The organism is Bradyrhizobium xenonodulans (assembly GCF_027594865.1).
GTDB classification, from domain to species: Bacteria; Pseudomonadota; Alphaproteobacteria; order Rhizobiales; family Xanthobacteraceae; genus Bradyrhizobium; species Bradyrhizobium xenonodulans.
The window spans coordinates 8,076,611-8,097,113 of sequence record NZ_CP089391.1; the positions used below are offsets into that span (position 1 = coordinate 8,076,611).

A 20,503-nucleotide genomic window follows, 5' to 3' on the forward strand; every position below is an offset into this window, starting at 1 on the left:
CGAATAGCGGCCGAAGGGCCGCTATTCTTTTGGGAATGCGGCCACGCAATCCCCGGCCTCGGCCTCGGACGTCTCCTGACCGACGTCGATGGAAACGATCGACAGGCCGAGACGGCGTGAGTCGCCGACGCCTCTGAGCACGGGGCACGCCCATGCGAGAGTGGCGATGCCGGATGGGGGCATGTCGAGATTGAGCGTGTAGCTGTCGCTACCCGTCACGATCGCCTCGGGATCGACAGGTTTACCGTCGAGATAGAAATACGTGCCGATCGTGTCCAGCGGCGCGCGAAGTGCGGGACTTCGAATGCGGACGATGTTGCGGCCGGGCGTTCCCTTGATCCGCACGGCAGCCTGCGGCTCGCTCCAGCGGAAAGTATGGCCGGCGGAAGATTCCTCGGCATGGAATCCGATCTGCGCGATAATTTGCTTTCCCATCAACCCGGCGACCGGCCCGGCCTGCCGGTGCGCGTGATGAATACAGTCGAGCCGTTGAAGGCGTATCAGTGAAGCGATGTAGCACTTCATCCATCGACCGATCGCGTCGCTCGATCCGATGTACCCCAGTCCGGTCAGGACCGCGCGTGCGTATATGGCCGTCAGGCGCGCCGCCGTGCGGACACCGAGATCCCCGCGCAACGCCGGCATGGCCCAGCGCCGGAGGGATCGGAGCATTTCGTCAGGTCGCTTCCAGCCCCGGCCCGCGAGGCTGTCGCGCATGAGCGCATTCAATGCATTGCGGGCGAGCAATGCATCGCGCTGGTCCCGTTCGCGCCATTCGACCGGAATCTCGAGCAGCTCGCTGCCGGGATCATTGCGTGCCTCGCTGAGATAACGGATCTCGCCCTGCACGAAATCGAGCGTGAACTTTTTCAGTTCGCCGACCTCGCCGACATAGTAGTGATGGAAGCGCGCTTCCTCGAGATAACCGATCGCATGCCCCCTCGCGTGGTAAGCGGCAGCGAGCACCCATTCGGCGAAATGGCCGAGCTCTTCGCGCAAGCCGCCGCATTCCCAATAGACGTCGCTTCGCGTCACGAAGCACTGGTCGAGCACCTTGCGCCATGGATGCTGCTTCATGCCGAACTCGATGTCGGCCTGGTACATCGCAGCTTCCGCCACGGACAGGCGGTTATGGCAGATCGGCACCGACTGGCAGGAGAAGCCCGCCCAATCGGGATGCGCATCGATCGCGCGGATACAGAGCTCGATCACGTCGGGCTCGGGCCGGCAATGCGATTCCGTGAAGAACAGATATTTGCCGCGGGCCTTGGTCGCACCGAACGCACAGAGCCCGATATCGTGCTCGAAACCAGCATCCTCAATCCGGGCCTGATTGCCGGCAAGCACCACGAGCTCGTCGCGCGCGGTGAAATCGGGCGGCACCACCAAAATGATCTCGTAAAGCGATTTGTCCGCGGTCTGCGATACCCAGCCGAGCCAGGACAGCTCCCACTGCCCGCGGTGATATTCGAGCGGGATGATGATCGAGAACAGCGGAGATTCGCCGCCGTCACGTACGGGCGCGTCCTGCATGCCCCCTTATAGACGCATACGACGCCATTTTCGGACTCTTTCTCGCGGACTATACCGACAGAAACACCGCGAACGATTCTTCCACCGTGCGGCGCAGATGCCGTCCATACAACGCGTGGTTGGCATCGCCAGGCCCGACCCGTCCCAGCGATGGCTGCGGGACGTTGCGGAGCGGCACATAGGCGATCGGCGCTGCGACCGGCGTCAGTTGCGAGCCGGAGCCGGCGCGGAGCGTCGAGATGATGCCGTACATCTCGCCCGCCACCGTCGGCCGCGACACCGTGATCACGCGATGCTGGCCGTGCTTGATGATGACGAGGTAGATGAAGCCGGACTGGTGGGGGACGGCGACCTCGCCGGTATGCTCGTAGGCCGCATCGGTCCGATCGCCCTCGCGGAAGACCAGCGAAGAGACCTTCGGCTCCCAGACGATCTCGGTACGGTAAGCAAAAATTGCGTCCTTGTCGCCGAAGGACGGCCGCAGCGTGATGTAGACGTCCTCGAGCCAGGTTACCGCGCGATGCGAATAGGAGCCAAGGCTGTCGGGCGCGACATCGTTTGCGGCCGGAGGCGTCATCACGACGGCGCTCTTGCGCAAGGAGACACCCAGGGCCTGCTCCAGCCGCACCGTCGTCGCCAGCGTGAAGGGCCGGCGGCCGCCGAGCACCTTCTCCAGGGTCGACAGGCTGAGCTTGGCCTGCTCGGCCAGCGCCTGCCGGGAGATCCGGCGCCTCGCAAGCTCCTCCCGAATGGTCTCGGCAATCTCCCGGCTCTGCTCGTCCGAAAGCTGCTTGTCCGTGAGTTTATCCTGCATCTGCATCGTCGACCCTGCTCCAGGACGACCATTCTAGCAGGCCGGACAAACCAGCACAAAACCGCACATGGCGGCCCGGGCGACCGGTGTGCCCGGCCGGCCGCGGCGGAACATTGCCGATCATTCTGCTCGCGAAAACGGGCTCTCCCGGCGAATGCTCAGAGCCAGCAAACGTCCTTCGGGAGCAGGCCAAATGGACACCTACGACACAGCCGACAACGACGAGCACCCCATGTTGAATCGCTTGATCAAGCTTGGATTGTTTCTTCTCGCGCGGGGGATCGCGGTGATGCTGATGGCCTTCGTGGCCCTGCTCGTCAGTTTCGGGGAGAGTTGGTCGGCGACGACGGAGCAAGCCGGCCTGCTCCAGCCCGGAGAGGCCAGGTCCGGTACGCTTCTCCTGAAGGAGGACGGCGCCACCACCGAGGCGATCCGTCTCGGCATCGACGTCGACATCACCGTATCGGGCCCGACGCTGCGCGCCCGGGTCACGCAAATCTTCCGCAACCCGACCAAGGATTGGGTCGAGGCGACCTATGTCTATCCGCTTCCGACCGGCGGCGCTGTCGATACGTTGAAGATGGTGGTCGGCGACCGAATCATCGTCGGCGACATCAAGGAACGGCAGCAGGCGCGCGTGATCTACGAAGAGGCGCGCCGCGCCGGCCAGAGGGCCGCACTCACCGAGCAGGAACGGCCGAACATCTTCACCAATTCGCTCGCCAATATCGGCCCCGGCGAAACCGTGCTGGTGCAGATCGAATATCAGGAGCCGGTGCATCAAAGCGGTGACGAATATTCGCTGCGGCTGCCGCTGGTGGTCGGCCCGCGCTACAATCCAACGCCGATCGTGCAGAGCGTCGACTTCCGCCAGGACGGCTCGGGCTGGGGCGCGACCCATTCGGACCCGGTGCCGGACCGCGAGCGCATCTCGCCCCAAGTACTGGATCCCGCAAAGCACGCAGCGGTCAATCCGACCAGCATCACCGTGCGCCTGAAGGCCGGCTTTGCACTCGGCGAGGTCAAGAGCCAGCATCATAACGTCAAGATCGAGAGCCCGGACAATGCGACGCGAATCGTCACGCTTGCCGACGGTGCCGTACCTGCCGACCGCGATTTCGAGCTGACCTGGAAGCCCGCCGCGGAGAAGGCCCCGTCGGTCGGCCTGTTCCGCGAGCGCGTCGGCGATACCGATTATCTGCTCGCCTTCGTCACGCCGCCCAGCGCCGAGCAGGCGACGCAGAAGCCGCTGCCGCGTGAGGTGGTGTTCGTGATCGACAATTCCGGCTCGATGGGCGGCACGTCGATCGTTCAGGCCAAGGCGAGCCTGACTTACGCGCTCTCCCGTCTCCAGCCGACCGACCGCTTCAACGTGATCCGTTTCGACGACACCATGGACGTTCTGTTTCCGGCCTCCGTGCCGGCCGACGCGGCGCATGTCAGGGACGCGACCTCGTTCGTCGACGCATTGCAGGCGCGCGGCGGCACCGAGATGGTGCCGGCGATGCGCGCCGCTCTGACCGACAAGCTCGGCGACACCAGCATGGTTCGTCAAATCGTGTTCCTGACCGACGGCGCGATCGGCAACGAGCAGCAATTGTTCGAGACGATCAATGCGATGCGCGGCCGCTCGCGCATCTTCATGGTCGGCATCGGCTCCGCGCCCAACACTTATCTGATGACGCGCGCCGCCGAGCTCGGCCGCGGTGCCTTCACCCATATCGGCTCGGTCGAGCAGGTTGAGGAGCGCATGCGCGGCCTGTTCGCCAAGCTGGAGAACCCCGCCGTGACCGGCCTCAGCGCAAAGTTCTCCGACGCGAAGGCCGATTTGAGGCCGGCGATCATTCCCGACGTCTATCGCGACGAGCCGCTGGTGCTGGCAGCAAAACTCGACAAGCTCGCGGGCTCGCTCGAAATCAAAGGCCGCGTCGGCGACCGTCCGTGGTCGGTGACGCTGCCGCTGCAAAACGCCGCCGAAGGCAAGGGCCTGTCGAAGCTTTGGGCCAAACGCAAGATCGGCGATGCCGAGGTGGCGCGCACCCTGCGCGAGATGACGCCGGAAGACTCCGACAAGGCGATCCTGGCGCTGGCGCTTGACCATCAGATCGTCACGCGCCTGACCAGCCTCGTCGCGGTCGACAAGACGCCGAGCCGCCCCGAGGGCACGCCGCTCAAGCTCAGCGAATTGCCGATCAACCTGCCGGCCGGCTGGGATTTCGCGAAGGTCTTTGGCGAACGACAGCCGCTGCCCGCGCAGCTCCGCGAGCGCCATGCCGACGCGCGCAACCAGCCTGCGACCAGGCGGCCGACACCCACGGTGCCCGACGCGATCCGCCTGCCCAAGACTGCAACCTCGGCCGAGCTGAAGATGATCGGAGGCTTCATCCTGATCGTGCTCGCCCTGATCCTGTTCGTGTTCAACCGGCGTCAGCCCTTGCTCACTGACGCCGCTTGAGAGAGGAGCCCCCCGAACTCCTCTGTTAGCGCGCGCGGTCGCCCGTCCCACACCAACGGCCGCGCGCGCCTTTTTCTTGCTGTCATTGCGAAACAAATGCCCCGCCTCATCTCTCCCCTGGCTCTCGCGCTGATCGGCCTCATCCTGCTCGGCGACGGCGCCTACATCCATGCCAAAGCCTGGCTGGCGCAGGTGCTGCTGGAGCGTGCGTTCGACAGGAGCGTCGTGACCGGCGAAGCGGTCAAGCCATGGTCATGGGCCGACACCTGGCCGGTCGCGCGGATCGAGGTGAAGCGGATCGGCGCCAGCGCCATCGTGCTGGGAGGCACCAGCGGCCAGGCGCTTGCTTTCGGACCCGGCCATATCGACCAAACGGTTGATGCGGGCGACCGCGGTATCGCGGTATATGCAGCCCATCGCGACACACATTTCCGTTTCTTGCGGAATGTTGCCATTGGTGACGTAATCGATGTCACACGCAGTGACGGCAAACACTTCCGCTATCGAGCGGATGCCTCCGCTATCGTTCGTTTCGATGCATCGGGCATCGATCCCGCTACGCAGGATTTCGAGCTGGTGCTCGCGACCTGCTGGCCGTTCGATGCCGTCACGTCCGGTCCCGAGCGCTACATCTTGCATGCCACCTTGATGGCAACCGATGAATAGCGGTTCGCAATCGGCCATCCCGGATCGGGAAAGACCGCGCCAAACAGCCGGGCAACCGCGCCTGATGGAACCGCTGAACTGGCGCCGTCGTCCGTAGACCTATAAGAATGGTCGATTGATTTTTCTGATGCTGCAATTTTCAGGACGACCGGTGATGGACGACGAGTTCAGGCAGCGCCTCGAACAGCGGCTGGGGCAGCTCGAAAACCGTGTCGCGCTGTTGGAGAGGAACCAGGAACTCATTGCCTCCGGGCAAAGACGCTCCTCTCTTCGCAGCCTCTGGCGGCGCCCGCCGATATGGACCTTCGAGCAGTACCCGCCGCGCCTGCTCAACCTGAACGTCTCCCCGCCGGCTCCCGCGATCACTGGGCATGCGCCCCGAATCGCGATGGTCACCCCGAGCTACAACCACGTGCAATATCTCGGTGCCACGATCGAGAGCGTCGTGAGCCAGAACTATCCGAACCTGACTTACCACGTGCAGGACGGCGCCTCGATCGACGGCACAGTCGATCTCCTGAAGAGCCTCGGCGACAGCGTCAGCTGGACCAGCGCGCCGGACAAGGGACAGTCGAACGCCATCAATCTCGGCTTCGCCGGCGCCGACTGCGAGATCATGGCCTATCTCAACAGCGACGACATGCTGCTGCCCGGAACGCTCGCCCACGTCGCCAACTACTTCGTGTCGCATCCCGATGTCGACGTCGTCTACGGCCACCGCGTCTTCATCGACCGCGAGGGGCTCGAGGTCGGACGCGCCGTGCTGCCGCCCCATGACGGCAATGCGCTGCAATATGCCGACTATATTCCGCAGGAGACCATGTTCTGGCGCAAGCGCGTGTGGGACAGGATCGGGCCGATCGACGAGAGCTTCCATTACGCCATGGACTGGGACTTCATCATGCGGGCGCAGGAAGCGGGATTCAAATTCGTGCGCCTGCCGCGATTTCTCGCCTGCTTCCGCATCCACGATGCGCAGAAGACGGCTTCGACCTACGCCGTCGGCGTCAGGGAGATGGGCATCCTGCGGCGCCGCGTTCTCGGTTTCGATCCGACCCAGATGCAGATCCGGCGCGCCATCGCGCCCTATCTCGCAAGGCAGTTGGCGTATCACTATGCCTACAGGCTGGGCCTGCTGCGCTACTGAGAAAGCAGAGATCAGCGGCGTTGTGAAGCGCGAACGCCGAGATCGAGCCAGATCCGTTCGACACCGATGCCGAGCGGCCGCACATCGTCGCCCAATGCCAGATCCGCAGGCGAGCGCGGATCGGAGAGCGCCAGGCGAATGGTCAGCGTCCCGTCGGCGGCAATCGCGCCGGGATCGAGCGTCAACCTGCGCAAGCCGGCGAACGCGTCCGTCGAGAAGGTGAGTTGCTGGAGCGCTCCGTTGCCGACGCGGCAGACGGCGCGCAGGTCCGGATTTTCTTCGGAAACGAATGCCCGGCACGCCAGGACAACATCGGTCGGCCGTGACGGAACGGAGCGAACCTCGAAGCGGAGCACGCAATTTCTGGCGATCGACCAGGTGCCCCATTGCTCCGGCTCACTCCATCCTTCGATCAACGCCCCGACACCGGTCCCGTCGCGTGTGAATGTGAGCTCGTCTGCGCCAAGGACCGGCACGGTCACGGACGTCTCCAAGGCGGCGAGATCGAACGGCGCCTGATCCGGAACGAACTGCGCGATCAGGCGCACCGCATCCGCGATCGAATCGAGCCCGAGCGCAGCGCAATCCAGCTCGTATATCGCACGGTTCGGCCCGGTTACGCGGACGCCCCGGCCGGGCGGCGGACGATCTGCAAGGCGTGCCGGAATGATGATGTCGGCCGCATCGAAACCATGGGTGTGGGCGAGCTCGCCGATGGTCTGCACGGTCCGGTCGTACAGGAGCGGCCGATTGTTGATGTCGGTCGCAAGCGCCTGCGCCAGCGCCTTGAAGTCGAGCCGCACATCGTCGTCATCCGCCAGCAGCAGGCGCTTCAGGACGAGCATGTCCTTGGCGATAAAGAGCTGGAGCGCGTTGAGATCAGGGAGTTCTGGATCGCCGTCAACGGCTCCGAAATCGCGGGCGCCGCGCGACGTTTCGAGCAGGTCTGTCGTCTCGAAGAACAGCGCATGGCCGGTGCTGTGCCGCGAGAATCCGGCCATGCTCAAAGGGCGCGACAGGCGGACGAAGCTGTCGGTCAGCGCGGCGTTGGCGATACCGGAGGCCACGTCGGGCGACAGCCCGATGAAATAGCGGCCACCGATCGCGCGCATCCGGTCGATGATGCTGCGGCGGACGAACGAATTGTAGATCATCGGCAGATGCGCATAGTGCGCCTGAAAACCGAAGATGCGTATGAGTTCGTTCCGTGACGAGACTCGCCTTGCGGACGAGGTGAGGTCGATCTCCGCGAGCAGCCGGTTGCGGAAAGCCGGATCGTAGTAGTTCGGCCAGTGATAAGTGTAGGCACGCCAGCTCAGCAAATCGATCGTCCGGCCCGAAAGAATGTCCTCCGCGGTCGCGCAGGCATACGGCATCAGGGCGTCGTCATCGCCGATGAAGGTGACGTACTCGCCCGAGGCATGGCCGAGCGCGGTCTCCCAATTGTCGGTCATGGTGAGAACGGCGTCGCTGGCGAAGTGCCTGAAGCGCGCGTCCTTTAGACCCGCGACCATCTCGGCAATCTCGGGATTGCCGCCATTGTTCTGGACGACGAACTCGCAATCGGCATTCGCAGGCTGGCGCGCCATGGTCGCGAGCGCATGACGAAGCGTGTCCGGACGATCGAGAGTTGGCACCACGACGGATAGCAGCGGCATGATCACCATTGCGAGAATGAGCGTCGCGAAGTCCTAGCACTTCGCCGCGCCGTTCGCACTTTCGCCAAAAGTCTGGTGATGCTAGCCTTTGTCACGAAGCCGCGCCATTCCGCCACGCGGGATGGAGCCCGTCACGATCAGTCCCGCCAGACGCCGGCGCATGACAGCGCGCCGCAACAAGAACAATGGGTGAGGAAGCACCATGGAAGCTCAGGTATCTCCCGTTTCTCCGAGCCCGTGGTCTCCGTCGCCCGACGCGAGCGATGTCGTCAAGGGCATCCACGCCATGTTGCATCCGCACAATATCGTGCTGGTGGGCGCGACCGACAAACCCGGCAACTATGCCGAGCGCATCTGGAACAATCTGGTCAGGTACGGCTACGAGGGCGGACTCTATCCGGTCAACACCAAGCGCGAGACCATCTGGGGCGTCCCTTGCTTCAAGGACTTTGCCAGCCTGCCGGAAAGGCCCGATCACGTGCTGGTGCTGGTGCCGGCGCGCTTTGCCGTTCAGGTGATCCGCGACGCCGCCGCGGCCGGTGCGCGGTCGGCCACCATCGTCACCTCCGGCTTCAGCGAATTGCAGGACGAGGAGAGCCAGAGGCTCGCCGCCGAATTGCAAGCCGCGATCCGCGAGACGGGCCTCGCCGTCACCGGCCCGAACTGCCTCGGCAATTTGAGCGCGGGCGAAAAGCTCTTCACCAATATCGACGACCGCATCGTCACCATGGAGCAGGGCGCGGTGGCGATCGCCGGGCAATCCGGCGCCATCGTGATGGCGATCCGCCAGGCGCTGGAGGATCGCGGCGTCGGGGTCGGTTACATGGTGACGACCGGCAACGAAGCCGGGCTCGAGACGCCGGACCTGATGCGCTATTTCGCCGAGGATCCGAGCATCAAGGTGATCGTGGTCTATCTCGAAGGCGTGCGTAACACCAAGGCGTTCCGGGATGCCTGCAAGGCGGCGCGGGCTGCGAGCAAGCCGGTGATTGCGCTCAAGCTTGGGGCGTCCGAAGGCGGCCGCGCCGCGGCGATGGCGCACACCGGCGCGCTCGCGGGCTCGATCGAGACCTTCGACGCCATTGCAACGCGCGAGGGCGTGATCCGGGTCGGCGGGCTCGACGAGCTGATCGAGACCACCGAATGCTTCGTCCACTCGGCCGTACCCAAAGGCGACCGCCTCGCCGCCGTCACGCTGTCCGGTGGCAAGCGCGGCATGCTGCTCGATGCATTCTATGCCGAAGGCCTGAACTTTGCGCCGCTGAGCCCGCATGTCGGCTCGGAGCTGGCGAAGATGCTCGGGCCGGGGTCGATCGTCGGCAACCCGCTCGACGCCGGCTTTGCCGCGGTCGTCGATCCCTCCGTCTACATGAAGTCGATCAAGCTGATGATCGACGATCCCGATATCGACATCGTCATCATCGATGCCGAGCTGCCCAAGGCGCCACACGAGTTGCGCGAGCGCAATCTGCGCATCGTCGACGAGATGGCGAGCCGGGCCGCAAAGCCCGTGATCTATATCAGCGCGATGTCGATCGGCTTCACCGAGTTCACCAAGGATTTGCGCAAATCGCTGCCGCATCTCGCGGTGATGCAGGGCATGGACCGTGCCGTAACGGCGATCAAGTCGCTGCTCGACTACGCCAGGCTGCGCAAGGAAGTGCCCGACATCGTCTCGAGCTCGAAGCCCGCTGCGCGCACCGTCCTTGAGAAGGCGCTGAAATCGGCGAGCGGCGCCGCGCTCGACGAGGTCGCCTCGAAGAAGCTCTTGAAGGCCTATGGCATCCCGATTTCGAAGGAAGCCATCGCGCAGACCGCGGCCGAGGCCGTGAAGATCGCCAGGCAGATCGGCTTCCCGGTGGTGGCAAAGCTCGTCAGCGCCGAGATCCTGCACAAATCCGACATCGGCGGCGTGGTGCTGAACCTCAACAGCCCAGCCGAGGTGAAGAAGGCGTTCACCGACATCACTGCGCGGGTGGCGAAGCTGAAGGGCAAGCCGAAGCTCGACGGCATTTTGATCGCGCAGCAGGTCAAGGCCGATCTCGAGCTCGTGGTCGGCGCCTCACTGGATGCCGAGATGGGCCCGGTCGTGCTGTTCGGCACCGGCGGCATCGACATCGAGCTGATGAAGGACGTCGCGCTGGCCGGCGCGCCGCTGGACGAGGCCGAGGCGCGGCTCCTGATCGGCCGCACCAAGGCCGGCATCAAGATGCGCGGCTATCGCGGCAAGCCGGCCTTGCACGAGGCCTCGGCGGTGAAGGCGCTGGTCGGCCTGTCCAACCTGATCGCCGATGCGGGCGACCGGATCGCCTCGATCGACATCAACCCGTTCCTGATCAACACCAGAACGGGCGTCGCCGTCGATGCCCTGATCGTGCTGAACAACGCTGCAGCCAAGAGCGCCGCCGGGCATTGAAGGTACGCAGGGCGGATCAGCGCAAGCGTAATCCGCCAATTTGCGCCGCGGGAGGGATAACGGCGGGTTACGCTTCGCTAACCCGCCCTGCGTACCATTGCAGCTCCTTCCAACCTCCCCGCTTTGGCCGTAGACTCAGCCTGCATGGCACGCGCGAGCAACCTTGTCATCGGAACCGTGACGCTGGCGGCGATCGCCGTGGCGTTCGGCGGCGTGCTCGGCGTGCAGAAATGGCGCACCATCCAGAGCCGCAGCCAGTTGCGCGTCGTATTCGAGGGCGGATCGGCCAGCGGCCTGCGCCGCGGTGGCCCGGTCAATTTCGACGGCGTGCCGGCGGGCCAGATCCTGTCGATCAAATTGGACAGTCCGCGCAAGATCGTGGCGCTGGTGATGCTCGACAACACCGCGCCGATCCGCAAGGACACGGTCGCAGGCATCGAATTCCAGGGCCTCACCGGCGTCGCCGCGATCTCGCTGATCGGAGGCGCACCTGCTGCCCCGCCGGTGCCGCTGGACTCGGATGGCATCCCGGTGCTGACCGCCGATCTCAGCGACGCCGAATCCATCGTCGACACCCTGCACAGCGTCGACCGCACGATCGTCAGCAACGCCCCCGCGATCCAGGAGGGCCTGCACACGTTCGAGGCCCATACCGCCGATCTCAGGAGCAAGGGCGGCGAGATCGATTCCGTCATGGCCAAGGTCGACAGCGCCTTTGCGGGTTTCGACAAGGCGGTCACGAAGATCGAAAGCGTGGTGCCCGGCTTTGCCGACGGCAAGGCGGACGAGCTGTTCGAGAAGATCAGGGGATTGCACGAGCTCGCCGATACCATGAAGAAGAAATCGGCAGGCTATCTCGAGGATATCCGTCGCTCGCTGCTCGACGTCAGCGAGGCCGCCAACAAGATGGCCGGCACGCCCGCGCCCGCAGCCGCCACCCCGCGCCCACCGCGCAAGCCGCCGCAGAAGAAGCAGTAGGGCTCTTCCTGATCCTCCCCTGGAGGAGGAGGGTGGCAGTCCCGCCTGGTCTAGCGACGATGTTCACCACGCGTAGCGCACGACGCCCTTGCCGGCGTAGGAGCGCGTGACGTTCGAGAACTCGCCCTCGAAGGTCGCCGACGCGGACCAGCCGTTCATCCAGCTCATCTGCACCGACGCCGTGGTCAGTGCGGAATCGCGCGCCTGCGCCGCACCGTTGACGACGAAGGCCGCGCCCGGCAGCGTCTGGAACACGGCGCCGACGGTGCGGTCCGGATTGTAGTCATGTGCCCAGGCGAGGCGGCCGCGCAACGTCATGAGGCCACCCGCCGCAGCGAACGACTTGTCCGCGCGCAGGCCGAGCTCGGTGCGGCTGCTGGTGACGTCCCTGGCACCGTAGTTGAGCGCAAAGGTGCTGTTGCCGACCACCGCGAACTCCGAATAGTTCGGCAGGCTGAACAGGGTCGCCTGGGCGGCAGCATAGGGCGTCAGACCGATCCATTGCGTGGCATAGCGGTAACCGCCTTCGACCCGGCCCGAGAGTGCGTTGGCGTTGAACTGCGCGCGCAACTGATCGATGCCGGCAGCCGTGACGATGCGGTTGGTCGTGACGTCCTGCCAGCCATAGGCCAGCGCCGCCGTGATATAGGCCGGCCCCATCGTGTGGCGCACGAAAGCACCGGCCTGGAACAGGTCGGACCGGCCCCAGCCGAGCCCGTTGACGTTGAAGCCGGTGCCGCCGCCGGCCAGCGCAAAGCCTGCGATCGTCGACGGCGAGAAGCGATAGTCGAGGCCGACGGCGGTGCCGTAGACGCTGCTGCTGGTGTTGTTCGAGCCGAGCGCAACGTTGCCGTCGGTGGTCTGCGAGCCGCCATAACCGGCTGCCCAGACATCCCAGCGCTGCTCGAACGTCGCGGCCGGCGCCTTGCGGGAGATCGAGGCGAAGGCGTCGCGCGTGGTCTTGTCACGCGCGCCCTTGCCGGTCGCCGCATAGGCATTCGCGCTCGTCTCATCGGCATAGGGCGTCGCACCGGGCGCACCGCTGCGCCCGGAACCAAACACGTCGGTCAACAGGCTGATGAACAGGTTCATCGCGTCGAACGTCGTCTGCTGCGATCCCGTCGCCGATTCGCCGGAGGCCTGGGTCAGGCCGGCCGGCGAGAGCCCGGCGTAAACCGCCGGCAACCCACCATTAGCCTTGAAGAAATCCTGAAGGGCGGTGGCGACGTTGCTTTGATTGACATTGAGATTGTTCTTCGCGCCATAATCGAGCGCGAAATCGAGATAGACGACACCGGCCCCCACCGTTGTGGTGCCGACGAGGCCACCGAAGGTGGCAACGCCCGTGAAATTGCCGCTTGAGGCTCCGCCGAACTGCATGATCGTGTACCGCGGCAGCACTGTGCTTCCCGGCAGGAACGGCGCAACGACTGTGCCATTCAGCACGACGTTGCCGGTGACGGCCGCAAAGCTCGAGCTGGCCGAACTCAGCGTAACGAGATAGAGCGCGCCGGACTGGAATGCGAGGCTGCCCTGAACCGTTATGCTGGAGCCCGGCGTACCCGAGCCCGGCGCAAAAATACCACCGTTCGCGACCTGCATTTCACCAACCACACCGATGCCGGTGAGTGCGCCACCGGCGTTCACCGTCGTCAGACTGGAAGCTGCGATCGAGCCATCGACCTGGAGCACGCCGCCGTTCACGGTGGTGCTGCCCGTATAAGCGTTGGTGCCGGACAGAATCAGCTTTCCGCTTCCGACCTTTTCGAGCGAGCCGGAGCCGGCGGGACCGCAACCGCACGGATTGAAATCGCCGATGACACCACTGACTTCTGTCGACGCATTGTTGCCGCCGACGACGAGCGTATTGCCCCCGCCGATGTAGTAGGTGCCGCTACCTTCGATCGAACCGGCGGTGATGCGCCGGTCGCTGTTCGGCCCGAGGCTGCCTCCGAAATCGACGATACCGGTGCCCGTCGTGATGAAGCGCGCGTTGCCGCCGGTGGAGTTGTCGAAGAACGAGGTCTCGCCACCGTCCTTGGTGATGATCGTGGCATTGGCGGCCGTCGCGAACGCGCCGAAACTGGTCCGACCATCAGCCTCGTTGATGATCGTTGCGTTGCCGGCGGTCGCCGTATCAGATCCGGACGACGTCCCAAACAAGGTCGTGCCGAAATCCTTGTTCACGATCGTAGCTGACGCGGCCGAGGATTGCTCAACGAACGCGATGCCGCCGCCATTCTGGTTGGTGATGGTGGCCGCGCCCGCGTTGGTCTGGCCAAAGAAGCCGACCAAGCCGCCATCGTTGAGGATGGTCGCCCGGCCGGCCGTGGCGGTGTCGGTCCCGCCCCCAAACGGATCTCCGAAATAGATCTGCCCGTTGTTGGTGATCACCATAGAGCTGGCGGAGGTCGCGTTGAGGAACTGCGTCGTGCCGGAAAAGTCGTTGAAAAGCATCGTGACGCCCGACGTGTCGGCATTGACGATGCTGAAGAAGCCCTCGTTGATGACGGCCCCGACAATGCTGCCGCTGCGGGTCGCATCGCCTAGTTGCAGTGCCGCACATGAGCAGATGAAGGTGCCTCCGGTGTAGGTATTCGTGCCGGTGAGCACCACGACACCGCTCCCGAACGAATTGTCCAGGACCGTGAGCTTGCCCGCTCCAGCGCCGTCGGAGATATTTCCGGCGATCGTCAACATTGTCCCATTGGAATCGATGGCGCCGCCGGAGCCGCCGCTGTTGATCTTGAAATTGTTGGCAATAGTGAGATCGCTGAAGCCATCGGCCTGGAACGAGCCGGATTCGAGCGTGATCGTGCCCGTGCCCGCCGATTGATCGTTGGTGACCTGAAGGGTGGCACCGACGACCCTGGTGCCCCCGCTGTAGGTGTTCACTGCGGACAGGATCGTGGTGCCGAAACCGCCACTGGAGTCTGTCACCTGCAGCACACCTGTATTGCCATCGCCGTTGGCGATGACGCCCGCCAGCGTCAGCACGGTGCCGTTGTTGTCGACGGTGCCGCCCGCCGTGTTGACATTGAAGGCGTTCGCGAAGGTCAAGTCGCTGGCGCCGTCGACCTGGAAGGTGCCGCCGTTGAGTGTTACGGCACCACTCGACACGGAGGTGTCGCTCGTGACTTGCAACGTACCCGACGTGATGGTCGTCCCGCCCAAATAGGAATTACCCGCGCCAAGCACCGTGGTTCCGGGACCCATTTGAACAACGTTTCCGGTCCCGCTGATGACGGCGCTGAACGTGAAGGTGTCCGAGCGATTGAAGGCCAGCGTTCCGCCGTTGTCGACCGTACTGGATCCGATATTCCCGCTGGTCCCGCCATTGCCGAGTTGCAAGGTGCCTGCGGCAATCACCGTACCGTTGGAATAGGTGTTGTCTGCCGTCAGCGTCAGCACGCCAGCGCCGAACTTGCTGACGGCGCCACTCCCGCTGATCAGCCCGTCGAAGGTGATATCGTCCGATCGGTTGAATGTAAGCTGGCCGTTGTTCAGGACGTCGCCGACGATACTGCCGCTGGTGCCTCCGCCCGCACCGTTGCCCAGCACCAGCGTTCCGGACGATATCGTCGTGCCGCCGGTGTAGGTGTTGGCTCCCGTGAGGATAGTGAAGCCAGTGGGCGTATTCTGAATCGTTACGGAGCCGCTACCGGAAATCGTTCCGCCATAGCCCAGACCATTCGACCGGGAGAACACCAGGCTTCCGTCGTTCAGAACGTCGCCGATGATGGAGCCGGTTGTGCCGCCGTTGCCGATTTGCAGCGTGCCCGCACTGATCGTGGTGCCGCCGGTGTAGGTGTTGGTTCCGGTCAGGATCAGCGTGCTGGATCCCGCCTGCGTCAACTGAACGCCGGACACTGCCTGACCGAGGTTATTGGCGATGGAAATCGTTTGGCCGGCATTGGCGTTGTTGGTGACGCCGCCGCTTACGCCTGCCTGACTGAAAGTCACGTCATCGCCGCTGATCGTGTAGGATTGCGAATTGGCGCTGAACGTCCAGGAGCCAGGCGACACAAAGCCCGTTACGATCGATGCTGAGCCGGTGGCACCAAAAACTGCCGACTGCCCCGCAGATACCGGCGGCGCGCCACTTGGCGGGTTGGACCAGTTGGTGTCCAGCTGATAACCGGTCGTGGCGGTCGAGCTGCCGGTACCTCCCCAGGTATAGCTCTGCGCGTCTGCGTCCGTGCCAAATCCAAAACAAGCTATCGCGGTAGCCACCAAAATGAGCGGAAACGCAGCGGCGCCTCCGCCCAGCCGATCGCGTTCGCCAGTTCGCCACTGAATCGGCACGCCACACCCCCACGCCACTGCGCCTTGCGGCGCTCCCCGGCGATGGTTAGCACGTCGTGTTCCGTAGTTTTGCGGTGATGTTTCTGAATCTTGCCGTGTTACCCGAAAAACGGGAACTTTCGGGCTCGGTGTTGTACCCGCGCAACGCTCATTTGGGGTGCCTTCGCAACCAGAGCACGATTCCGTCCGTCCCCGGGGGCAGGCCGGGGACGGACGTTGCAGTGCGATCAGCGCCTCAATAATTGCTGGCCGCAGCCTCGTTCGGGATGCCGTCGATCGGGCATTCGTCGGTGCCCGGTGTCGAGCGGGTCATCGCCTCGACCATGTCGCGCGTGCCTTCGGGATCGGCGATCCAGTTCTTGTAGAAATCATAGGGGCATGCCGCGACGCCGCGCGGGCTTTCGCCGGAATTGATCATGCCGGTGTAGCCGCGATGGACCAGCTTGTAGAGATGGTTCTGCGACTGGCCGTTGCGACGCGCATCGCGGATCAGATGTTTCGAGAGCTGGGCGTACTGGATGCCGTAGTCCTCCTCGCCGCACTCGCCGAGCGTACGGCCATCGAAGCCGATGATCGCGGAGTGACCAAAATAGGAATAGACGCCGTCGAAGCCGGAGGCGTTGGCGACCGCGACATAGACGTTGTTGGCCCACGCCATCGCCTTGGAGATCATGACCTGCTGCTCCTTGGCCGGATACATGTAGCCCTGGCAGCGCACGATCAGCTCGGCACCCTTCATGGCGCAATCGCGCCAGATCTCCGGGAAATTGCCGTCGTCGCAGATGATCAAGCTGACCTTCATCCCTTTGGGGCCGTCGGAGACATACGTGCAATTGCCGGGATACCAGCCCTCGATCGGCACCCATGGCATGATCTTGCGATACTTCTGCACGATCTCGCCCTTGTCGTTCATCAGGATCAGCGTGTTGTAGGGCGCCTTGTTCGGATGCTCCTCGTGGCGCTCACCGGTCAGCGAGAACACGCCCCACACTTTCGCCTTGCGGCAGGCTTCGGCGAAGATCGCGGTCTCCTCGCCCGGCACTGAGCACGCTGTCTCGTACATCTCCTTGGAATCGTACATGATCCCTTGCGTGGAGTATTCCGGGAAGATCACCAAATCCATGCCGGGCAGGCCGGCCTTCATGCCCACCAGCATGTCGGCGATCTTGCGCGCGTTGTCGAGCACCTCGGCCTTGGTGTGCAGGCGGGGCATCTTGTAGTTGACCACCGCGACGCCGACGGTGTCGTTGCTGCTGGAAATGTCACCGTGAAGCATGTTGGGCGCTCCTGCCTTTTATTGGTTTGAGATCATCGCGGGTGTTAGTGGCTGATCATCCAGGGACGCGCGGTGGGAAATCCCTTGGCGCCGCTCCTGGTCTTGGTCACCAGCCGCGCGGGCTTCTTCCTGTCGGTCGAGCCCTTGTCCTTCACGGTCCTGCCCGTGGAGCAGCAGCCGCAGCCGGGACCGTGCGAGGCCTTGTATTGCGCGAGCGTCTGCGGCGCGTGCGTGCTGCGCTCGTTGACGGCATGCGCCTTGCGCTTCTCGGCCGGCATGCAGAAGAAATTCGGCGCGGTCAGGATGACCCGTGGCGCCATCGTCTCGCAATGCGGGCAGCTTTGCGGATCGTCGCATTCCGCCATCGGGCGGAGGTCCTTGAACGGACCGCAATCGTCACAGAGATACTCATAGACCGGCATTGCATCATCCCTACGCTGTTGCCTGTGAGAGACTTCCCGCGGCGGATGCGGGACGGCAACCGCCGCCATCCCGCATCCTTCTCGCGCACCGATTACTTGTCCGGCGAGATCGGCATCTGGATATCGCCCGTGATGTGCTTGATGGGTCCTGCCGCCGACGGCATCACGTCGAAGTCGAAGATCTCCGTCGGCAGCCATAGCGTGGCGCAGGCATTGGGCACGTCGACCACGCCTGAGATGTGGCCCTGGCACGGCGCGGTGCCGAGGATCGAATAGGCCTGGGCGCCGGAGTAGCCGAACTTCTTCAGATATTCGATGGCGTTGAGGCAGGCCTGGCGATAGGCGATGTGGACGTCGAGATAATGCTGCTTGCCGGCCTCATCGACAGAGATGCCTTCGAAGATCAAATAGTCCTTGTAGTTCGGCGTGATCGGCGACGGCTTGAAGATCGGATTCTTGATGCCGTATTTCGCCATGCCGTCCTTGATCACCTCGACCTTCAGATGCAGCCAGCCGGCCATCTCGATCGCGCCACAGAAGGTGATCTCGCCATCGCCCTGGCTGAAGTGCAGATCGCCCATCGACAGACCCGCGCCCGGGACATAGACCGGGAAGTAGATCTTCGAGCCGCGCGAGAGATCCTTGATGTCGCAATTGCCGCCATGCTCTCGCGGCGGGACGGTGCGCGCGCCCTCGGCGCCGATCTTGGCTTTGACATCGCCCTTGGCGCGGCCGCCATGGGCGGTCGCCGCGAACGGCGGATTGGCGAGGCCCGGCACGCGGGTCGGGTTGGTCGAGATCAGCTCGGCCTCGCGCTTGTTCCAGGTCTCGAGCATCTTCGGATCGGGCAGGCAGCCGATCAGGCCGGGATGAATTAGGCCGGCGAAGTTGACGCCGGGCACGTGGCGCGACGAGGTGTAGAGGCCCTTGATGTCCCATATCGACTTCTGCGCCAGCGGGAAATGGTCGGTGAGGAAGCCGCCGCCATTCTGCTTGGAGAAGAAGCCGTTGAAGCCCCACAGGCTCTCCTTCATCGGGCCGACGTCGAGCAGGTCGACGACGAGGAGATCGCCGGGCTCAGCGCCCTTGACGCCGATCGGACCGGACAGGAAGTGCACGATCGACAGATCGATGTCGCGCACGTCGTCGGCGGAATCGTTGTTCTTGATGAAGCCGCCGGTCCAGTCATAGGTCTCGATGATGAAGTCGTCGCCGGGATTGACCCAGGCCACGATCGGGATGTCGGGGTGCCAGCGGTTGTGCACCATGTCATTTTCGTAAGCCGACTTGGTGAGATCGACCTTGATCAGTGTCTCTGGCATCGAGATGCTCCCCTTTTACCGTGGTTGATTAGACGGACAGATATTTCGAGACCTGCGCGGCATCGACGGCGTCGCGCGGATCGTCACGCACGATCTCGCCGTTCTCGATCACCAGCACGCGGTCTGCGATGTCGAGCGCGAAACTGAGAACCTGCTCGGACACGACGATCGAGAGGCCTTTTTCATCGCGAATGCGCTTCAGCGTGCGCGCCATCTCCTTGATGATCGACGGCTGGATGCCTTCAGTGGGCTCATCCAGCAGCAGAACCTTCGGCTTGGTCGCAAGCGCGCGGGCGATCGCGAGCTGCTGCTGCTGGCCGCCGGAGAGATTGCCGCCGCGGCGACCCTTCATCTCCAGCAGCACCGGAAACAGCTCGTAGATGTCGCCGGGCACCTCGGAGCCGCCGGAGACGACGAGGCCGGTCTCGATGTTCTCCTTCACCGTCATGGTAGAGAAGATCATGCGGCCCTGCGGCACGTAGGCGAGGCCCTTGGCCACGCGCGCATAGCTCGGCAGGCCGCCGAGCTCCGCGCCGTCCATGGTCATCGAGCCGCTCTTGGCGGGCAGGATGCCCATCAGCGACTTCATCAGCGTGGTCTTGCCCATGCCGTTGCGGCCCATGATCGCCACGATCTCGTTGGGCGCGACCTTGACGTTGAGCCCGTGCAGCACCTCGCTCTGGCCGTAGGCAACATGGAGGTCGGAAATTGCAAGCATCGTTACGCCTCCTTAGTGGCCCAGATACACTTCGACGACCTTGGGGTCGTTCTTCACCTTCTCCATCGTACCCTCCGAGAGGATCTGGCCCTGGTGGAGCACGGTGACCTTGTGCGCGATGTCCTCGACGAACTTCATGTCGTGCTCGATCACCAGCACCGAGCGGTTCTTGATGATGCGGTTGAGCAGTTCGGCGGTCTTGGCACGCTCGGAGACGCTCATGCCGGCGACCGGCTCGTCGAGCATCAACAGATCCGGATCCTGAATCAGCAGCATGCCGATCTCGAGCCATTGCTTCTGGCCGTGGCTGAGCTCGGCGGCAAAGGTGTTGAGCTTGTCCTTGAGGAAGATCATCTCCGCGACCTCCTCGACCCGCTCCTTCACGGGCTGATCGCGCTGGAAAGTCAGCGAGCCAAACACGGTGCGGCCGCGCGGAAAGGAGATCTCGAGGTTCTCGAACACGGTGAGATCCTCGAACACCGATGGCGTCTGGAACTTACGCCCGACACCGGTCTGAACGATCTCGTTTTCCTTCATTTTCGTGAGCTCCTTGCCACGAAACTGAATCGAGCCCGAGGTCGCCTTTGTCTTGCCGCAGATCAGGTCGAGCACCGTGGTCTTGCCGGCGCCGTTGGGACCGATGATGACGCGGATCTCGTTCTCCTCCACGTAGAAGGAGAGATCGTTGACCGCCTTGAACCCGTCGAACGAGACAGTCAATCCGGAGACCGCGAGCAGGAATTCTTTGGGCTGATGACCGACGAGCATAACCTATCCCCTCACTGCCAGCGTG

The 20,503-nt window shown here is 63.9% G+C and carries 14 protein-coding genes; 5 read left to right on the forward strand and 9 right to left on the reverse strand.

Annotation, left to right across the window (positions count from 1 at the left end):
- Positions 1 to 21 precede the first annotated feature (21 nt).
- Together I3J27_RS38150 and I3J27_RS38155 are read right to left on the reverse strand one after the other, a co-directional pair.
- Positions 22 to 1,533 carry a glycosyltransferase family 2 protein gene (locus tag I3J27_RS38150; protein ID WP_270163951.1) on the reverse strand — a complete coding sequence of 504 codons (1,512 nt, stop codon included), beginning with the start codon at positions 1,531 to 1,533 and terminating at the stop codon, positions 22 to 24.
- Between the two features lie 49 nt (positions 1,534 to 1,582).
- The gene (locus I3J27_RS38155) at positions 1,583 to 2,353 is read right to left on the reverse strand and encodes a helix-turn-helix transcriptional regulator (protein ID WP_270163952.1); all 771 of its coding nucleotides are present in this window, start codon (positions 2,351 to 2,353) and stop codon (positions 1,583 to 1,585) included.
- 187 nt (positions 2,354 to 2,540) lie between these two features.
- On the opposite strand from I3J27_RS38155, the gene I3J27_RS38160 reads away from it, so the two are divergent.
- The 3 genes from I3J27_RS38160 (at position 2,541) to I3J27_RS38170 (ending at position 6,615) form a co-directional block, all read left to right on the forward strand.
- Complete coding sequence (locus I3J27_RS38160; RefSeq protein ID WP_270163953.1) at positions 2,541 to 4,802, forward strand: marine proteobacterial sortase target protein; 2,262 nt, start codon at positions 2,541 to 2,543, stop codon at positions 4,800 to 4,802.
- Between the two features lie 96 nt (positions 4,803 to 4,898).
- A complete protein-coding gene (locus I3J27_RS38165; protein ID WP_270163954.1) occupies positions 4,899 to 5,468 on the forward strand; it encodes a class GN sortase in 570 nt (189 codons plus the stop codon).
- A 154-nt stretch (positions 5,469 to 5,622) separates the two neighbouring features.
- Positions 5,623 to 6,615 (forward strand): glycosyltransferase family 2 protein, encoded by a 993-nt coding sequence (locus tag I3J27_RS38170; protein ID WP_270172987.1) that lies wholly within the window; start codon positions 5,623 to 5,625, stop codon positions 6,613 to 6,615.
- 11 nt (positions 6,616 to 6,626) lie between these two features.
- Here the strand turns inward: I3J27_RS38170 and I3J27_RS38175 are convergent, their stop codons facing one another.
- Positions 6,627 to 8,273 (reverse strand): glycosyltransferase family 2 protein, encoded by a 1,647-nt coding sequence (locus I3J27_RS38175; protein WP_270163955.1) that lies wholly within the window; start codon positions 8,271 to 8,273, stop codon positions 6,627 to 6,629.
- 202 nt (positions 8,274 to 8,475) lie between these two features.
- On the opposite strand from I3J27_RS38175, the gene I3J27_RS38180 reads away from it, so the two are divergent.
- Together I3J27_RS38180 and I3J27_RS38185 are read left to right on the forward strand one after the other, a co-directional pair.
- Positions 8,476 to 10,689: an acetate--CoA ligase family protein gene (locus I3J27_RS38180; RefSeq protein ID WP_270163957.1), complete on the forward strand. Its 2,214-nt coding sequence runs from the start codon at positions 8,476 to 8,478 to the stop codon at positions 10,687 to 10,689.
- A 144-nt stretch (positions 10,690 to 10,833) separates the two neighbouring features.
- The gene (locus I3J27_RS38185; RefSeq protein WP_270163958.1) at positions 10,834 to 11,667 is read left to right on the forward strand and encodes an MlaD family protein; all 834 of its coding nucleotides are present in this window, start codon (positions 10,834 to 10,836) and stop codon (positions 11,665 to 11,667) included.
- A 63-nt stretch (positions 11,668 to 11,730) separates the two neighbouring features.
- Here the strand turns inward: I3J27_RS38185 and I3J27_RS38190 are convergent, their stop codons facing one another.
- From I3J27_RS38190 to urtD, 6 genes are all read right to left on the reverse strand, one after another.
- On the reverse strand, positions 11,731 to 15,630 hold the full coding sequence (locus I3J27_RS38190; protein WP_270163959.1) for an autotransporter domain-containing protein: 3,900 nt from the start codon (positions 15,628 to 15,630) through the stop codon (positions 11,731 to 11,733).
- A 577-nt stretch (positions 15,631 to 16,207) separates the two neighbouring features.
- Entirely contained in the window at positions 16,208 to 17,248 is a 1,041-nt protein-coding gene (locus I3J27_RS38195) for an aliphatic amidase (protein ID WP_270163960.1), read from the reverse strand.
- A gap of 44 nt (positions 17,249 to 17,292) precedes the next feature.
- Entirely contained in the window at positions 17,293 to 17,670 is a 378-nt protein-coding gene (locus I3J27_RS38200) for an FmdB family zinc ribbon protein (RefSeq protein WP_270163962.1), read from the reverse strand.
- A gap of 92 nt (positions 17,671 to 17,762) precedes the next feature.
- Positions 17,763 to 18,992 (reverse strand): formamidase, encoded by a 1,230-nt coding sequence (gene fmdA, locus I3J27_RS38205; protein ID WP_270163963.1) that lies wholly within the window; start codon positions 18,990 to 18,992, stop codon positions 17,763 to 17,765.
- 28 nt (positions 18,993 to 19,020) lie between these two features.
- The gene (urtE, locus tag I3J27_RS38210) at positions 19,021 to 19,710 is read right to left on the reverse strand and encodes an urea ABC transporter ATP-binding subunit UrtE (RefSeq protein WP_270163964.1); all 690 of its coding nucleotides are present in this window, start codon (positions 19,708 to 19,710) and stop codon (positions 19,021 to 19,023) included.
- 12 nt (positions 19,711 to 19,722) lie between these two features.
- On the reverse strand, positions 19,723 to 20,478 hold the full coding sequence (gene urtD, locus I3J27_RS38215) for an urea ABC transporter ATP-binding protein UrtD (protein ID WP_270163965.1): 756 nt from the start codon (positions 20,476 to 20,478) through the stop codon (positions 19,723 to 19,725).
- Between the last annotated feature and the right edge of the window lie 25 nt (positions 20,479 to 20,503).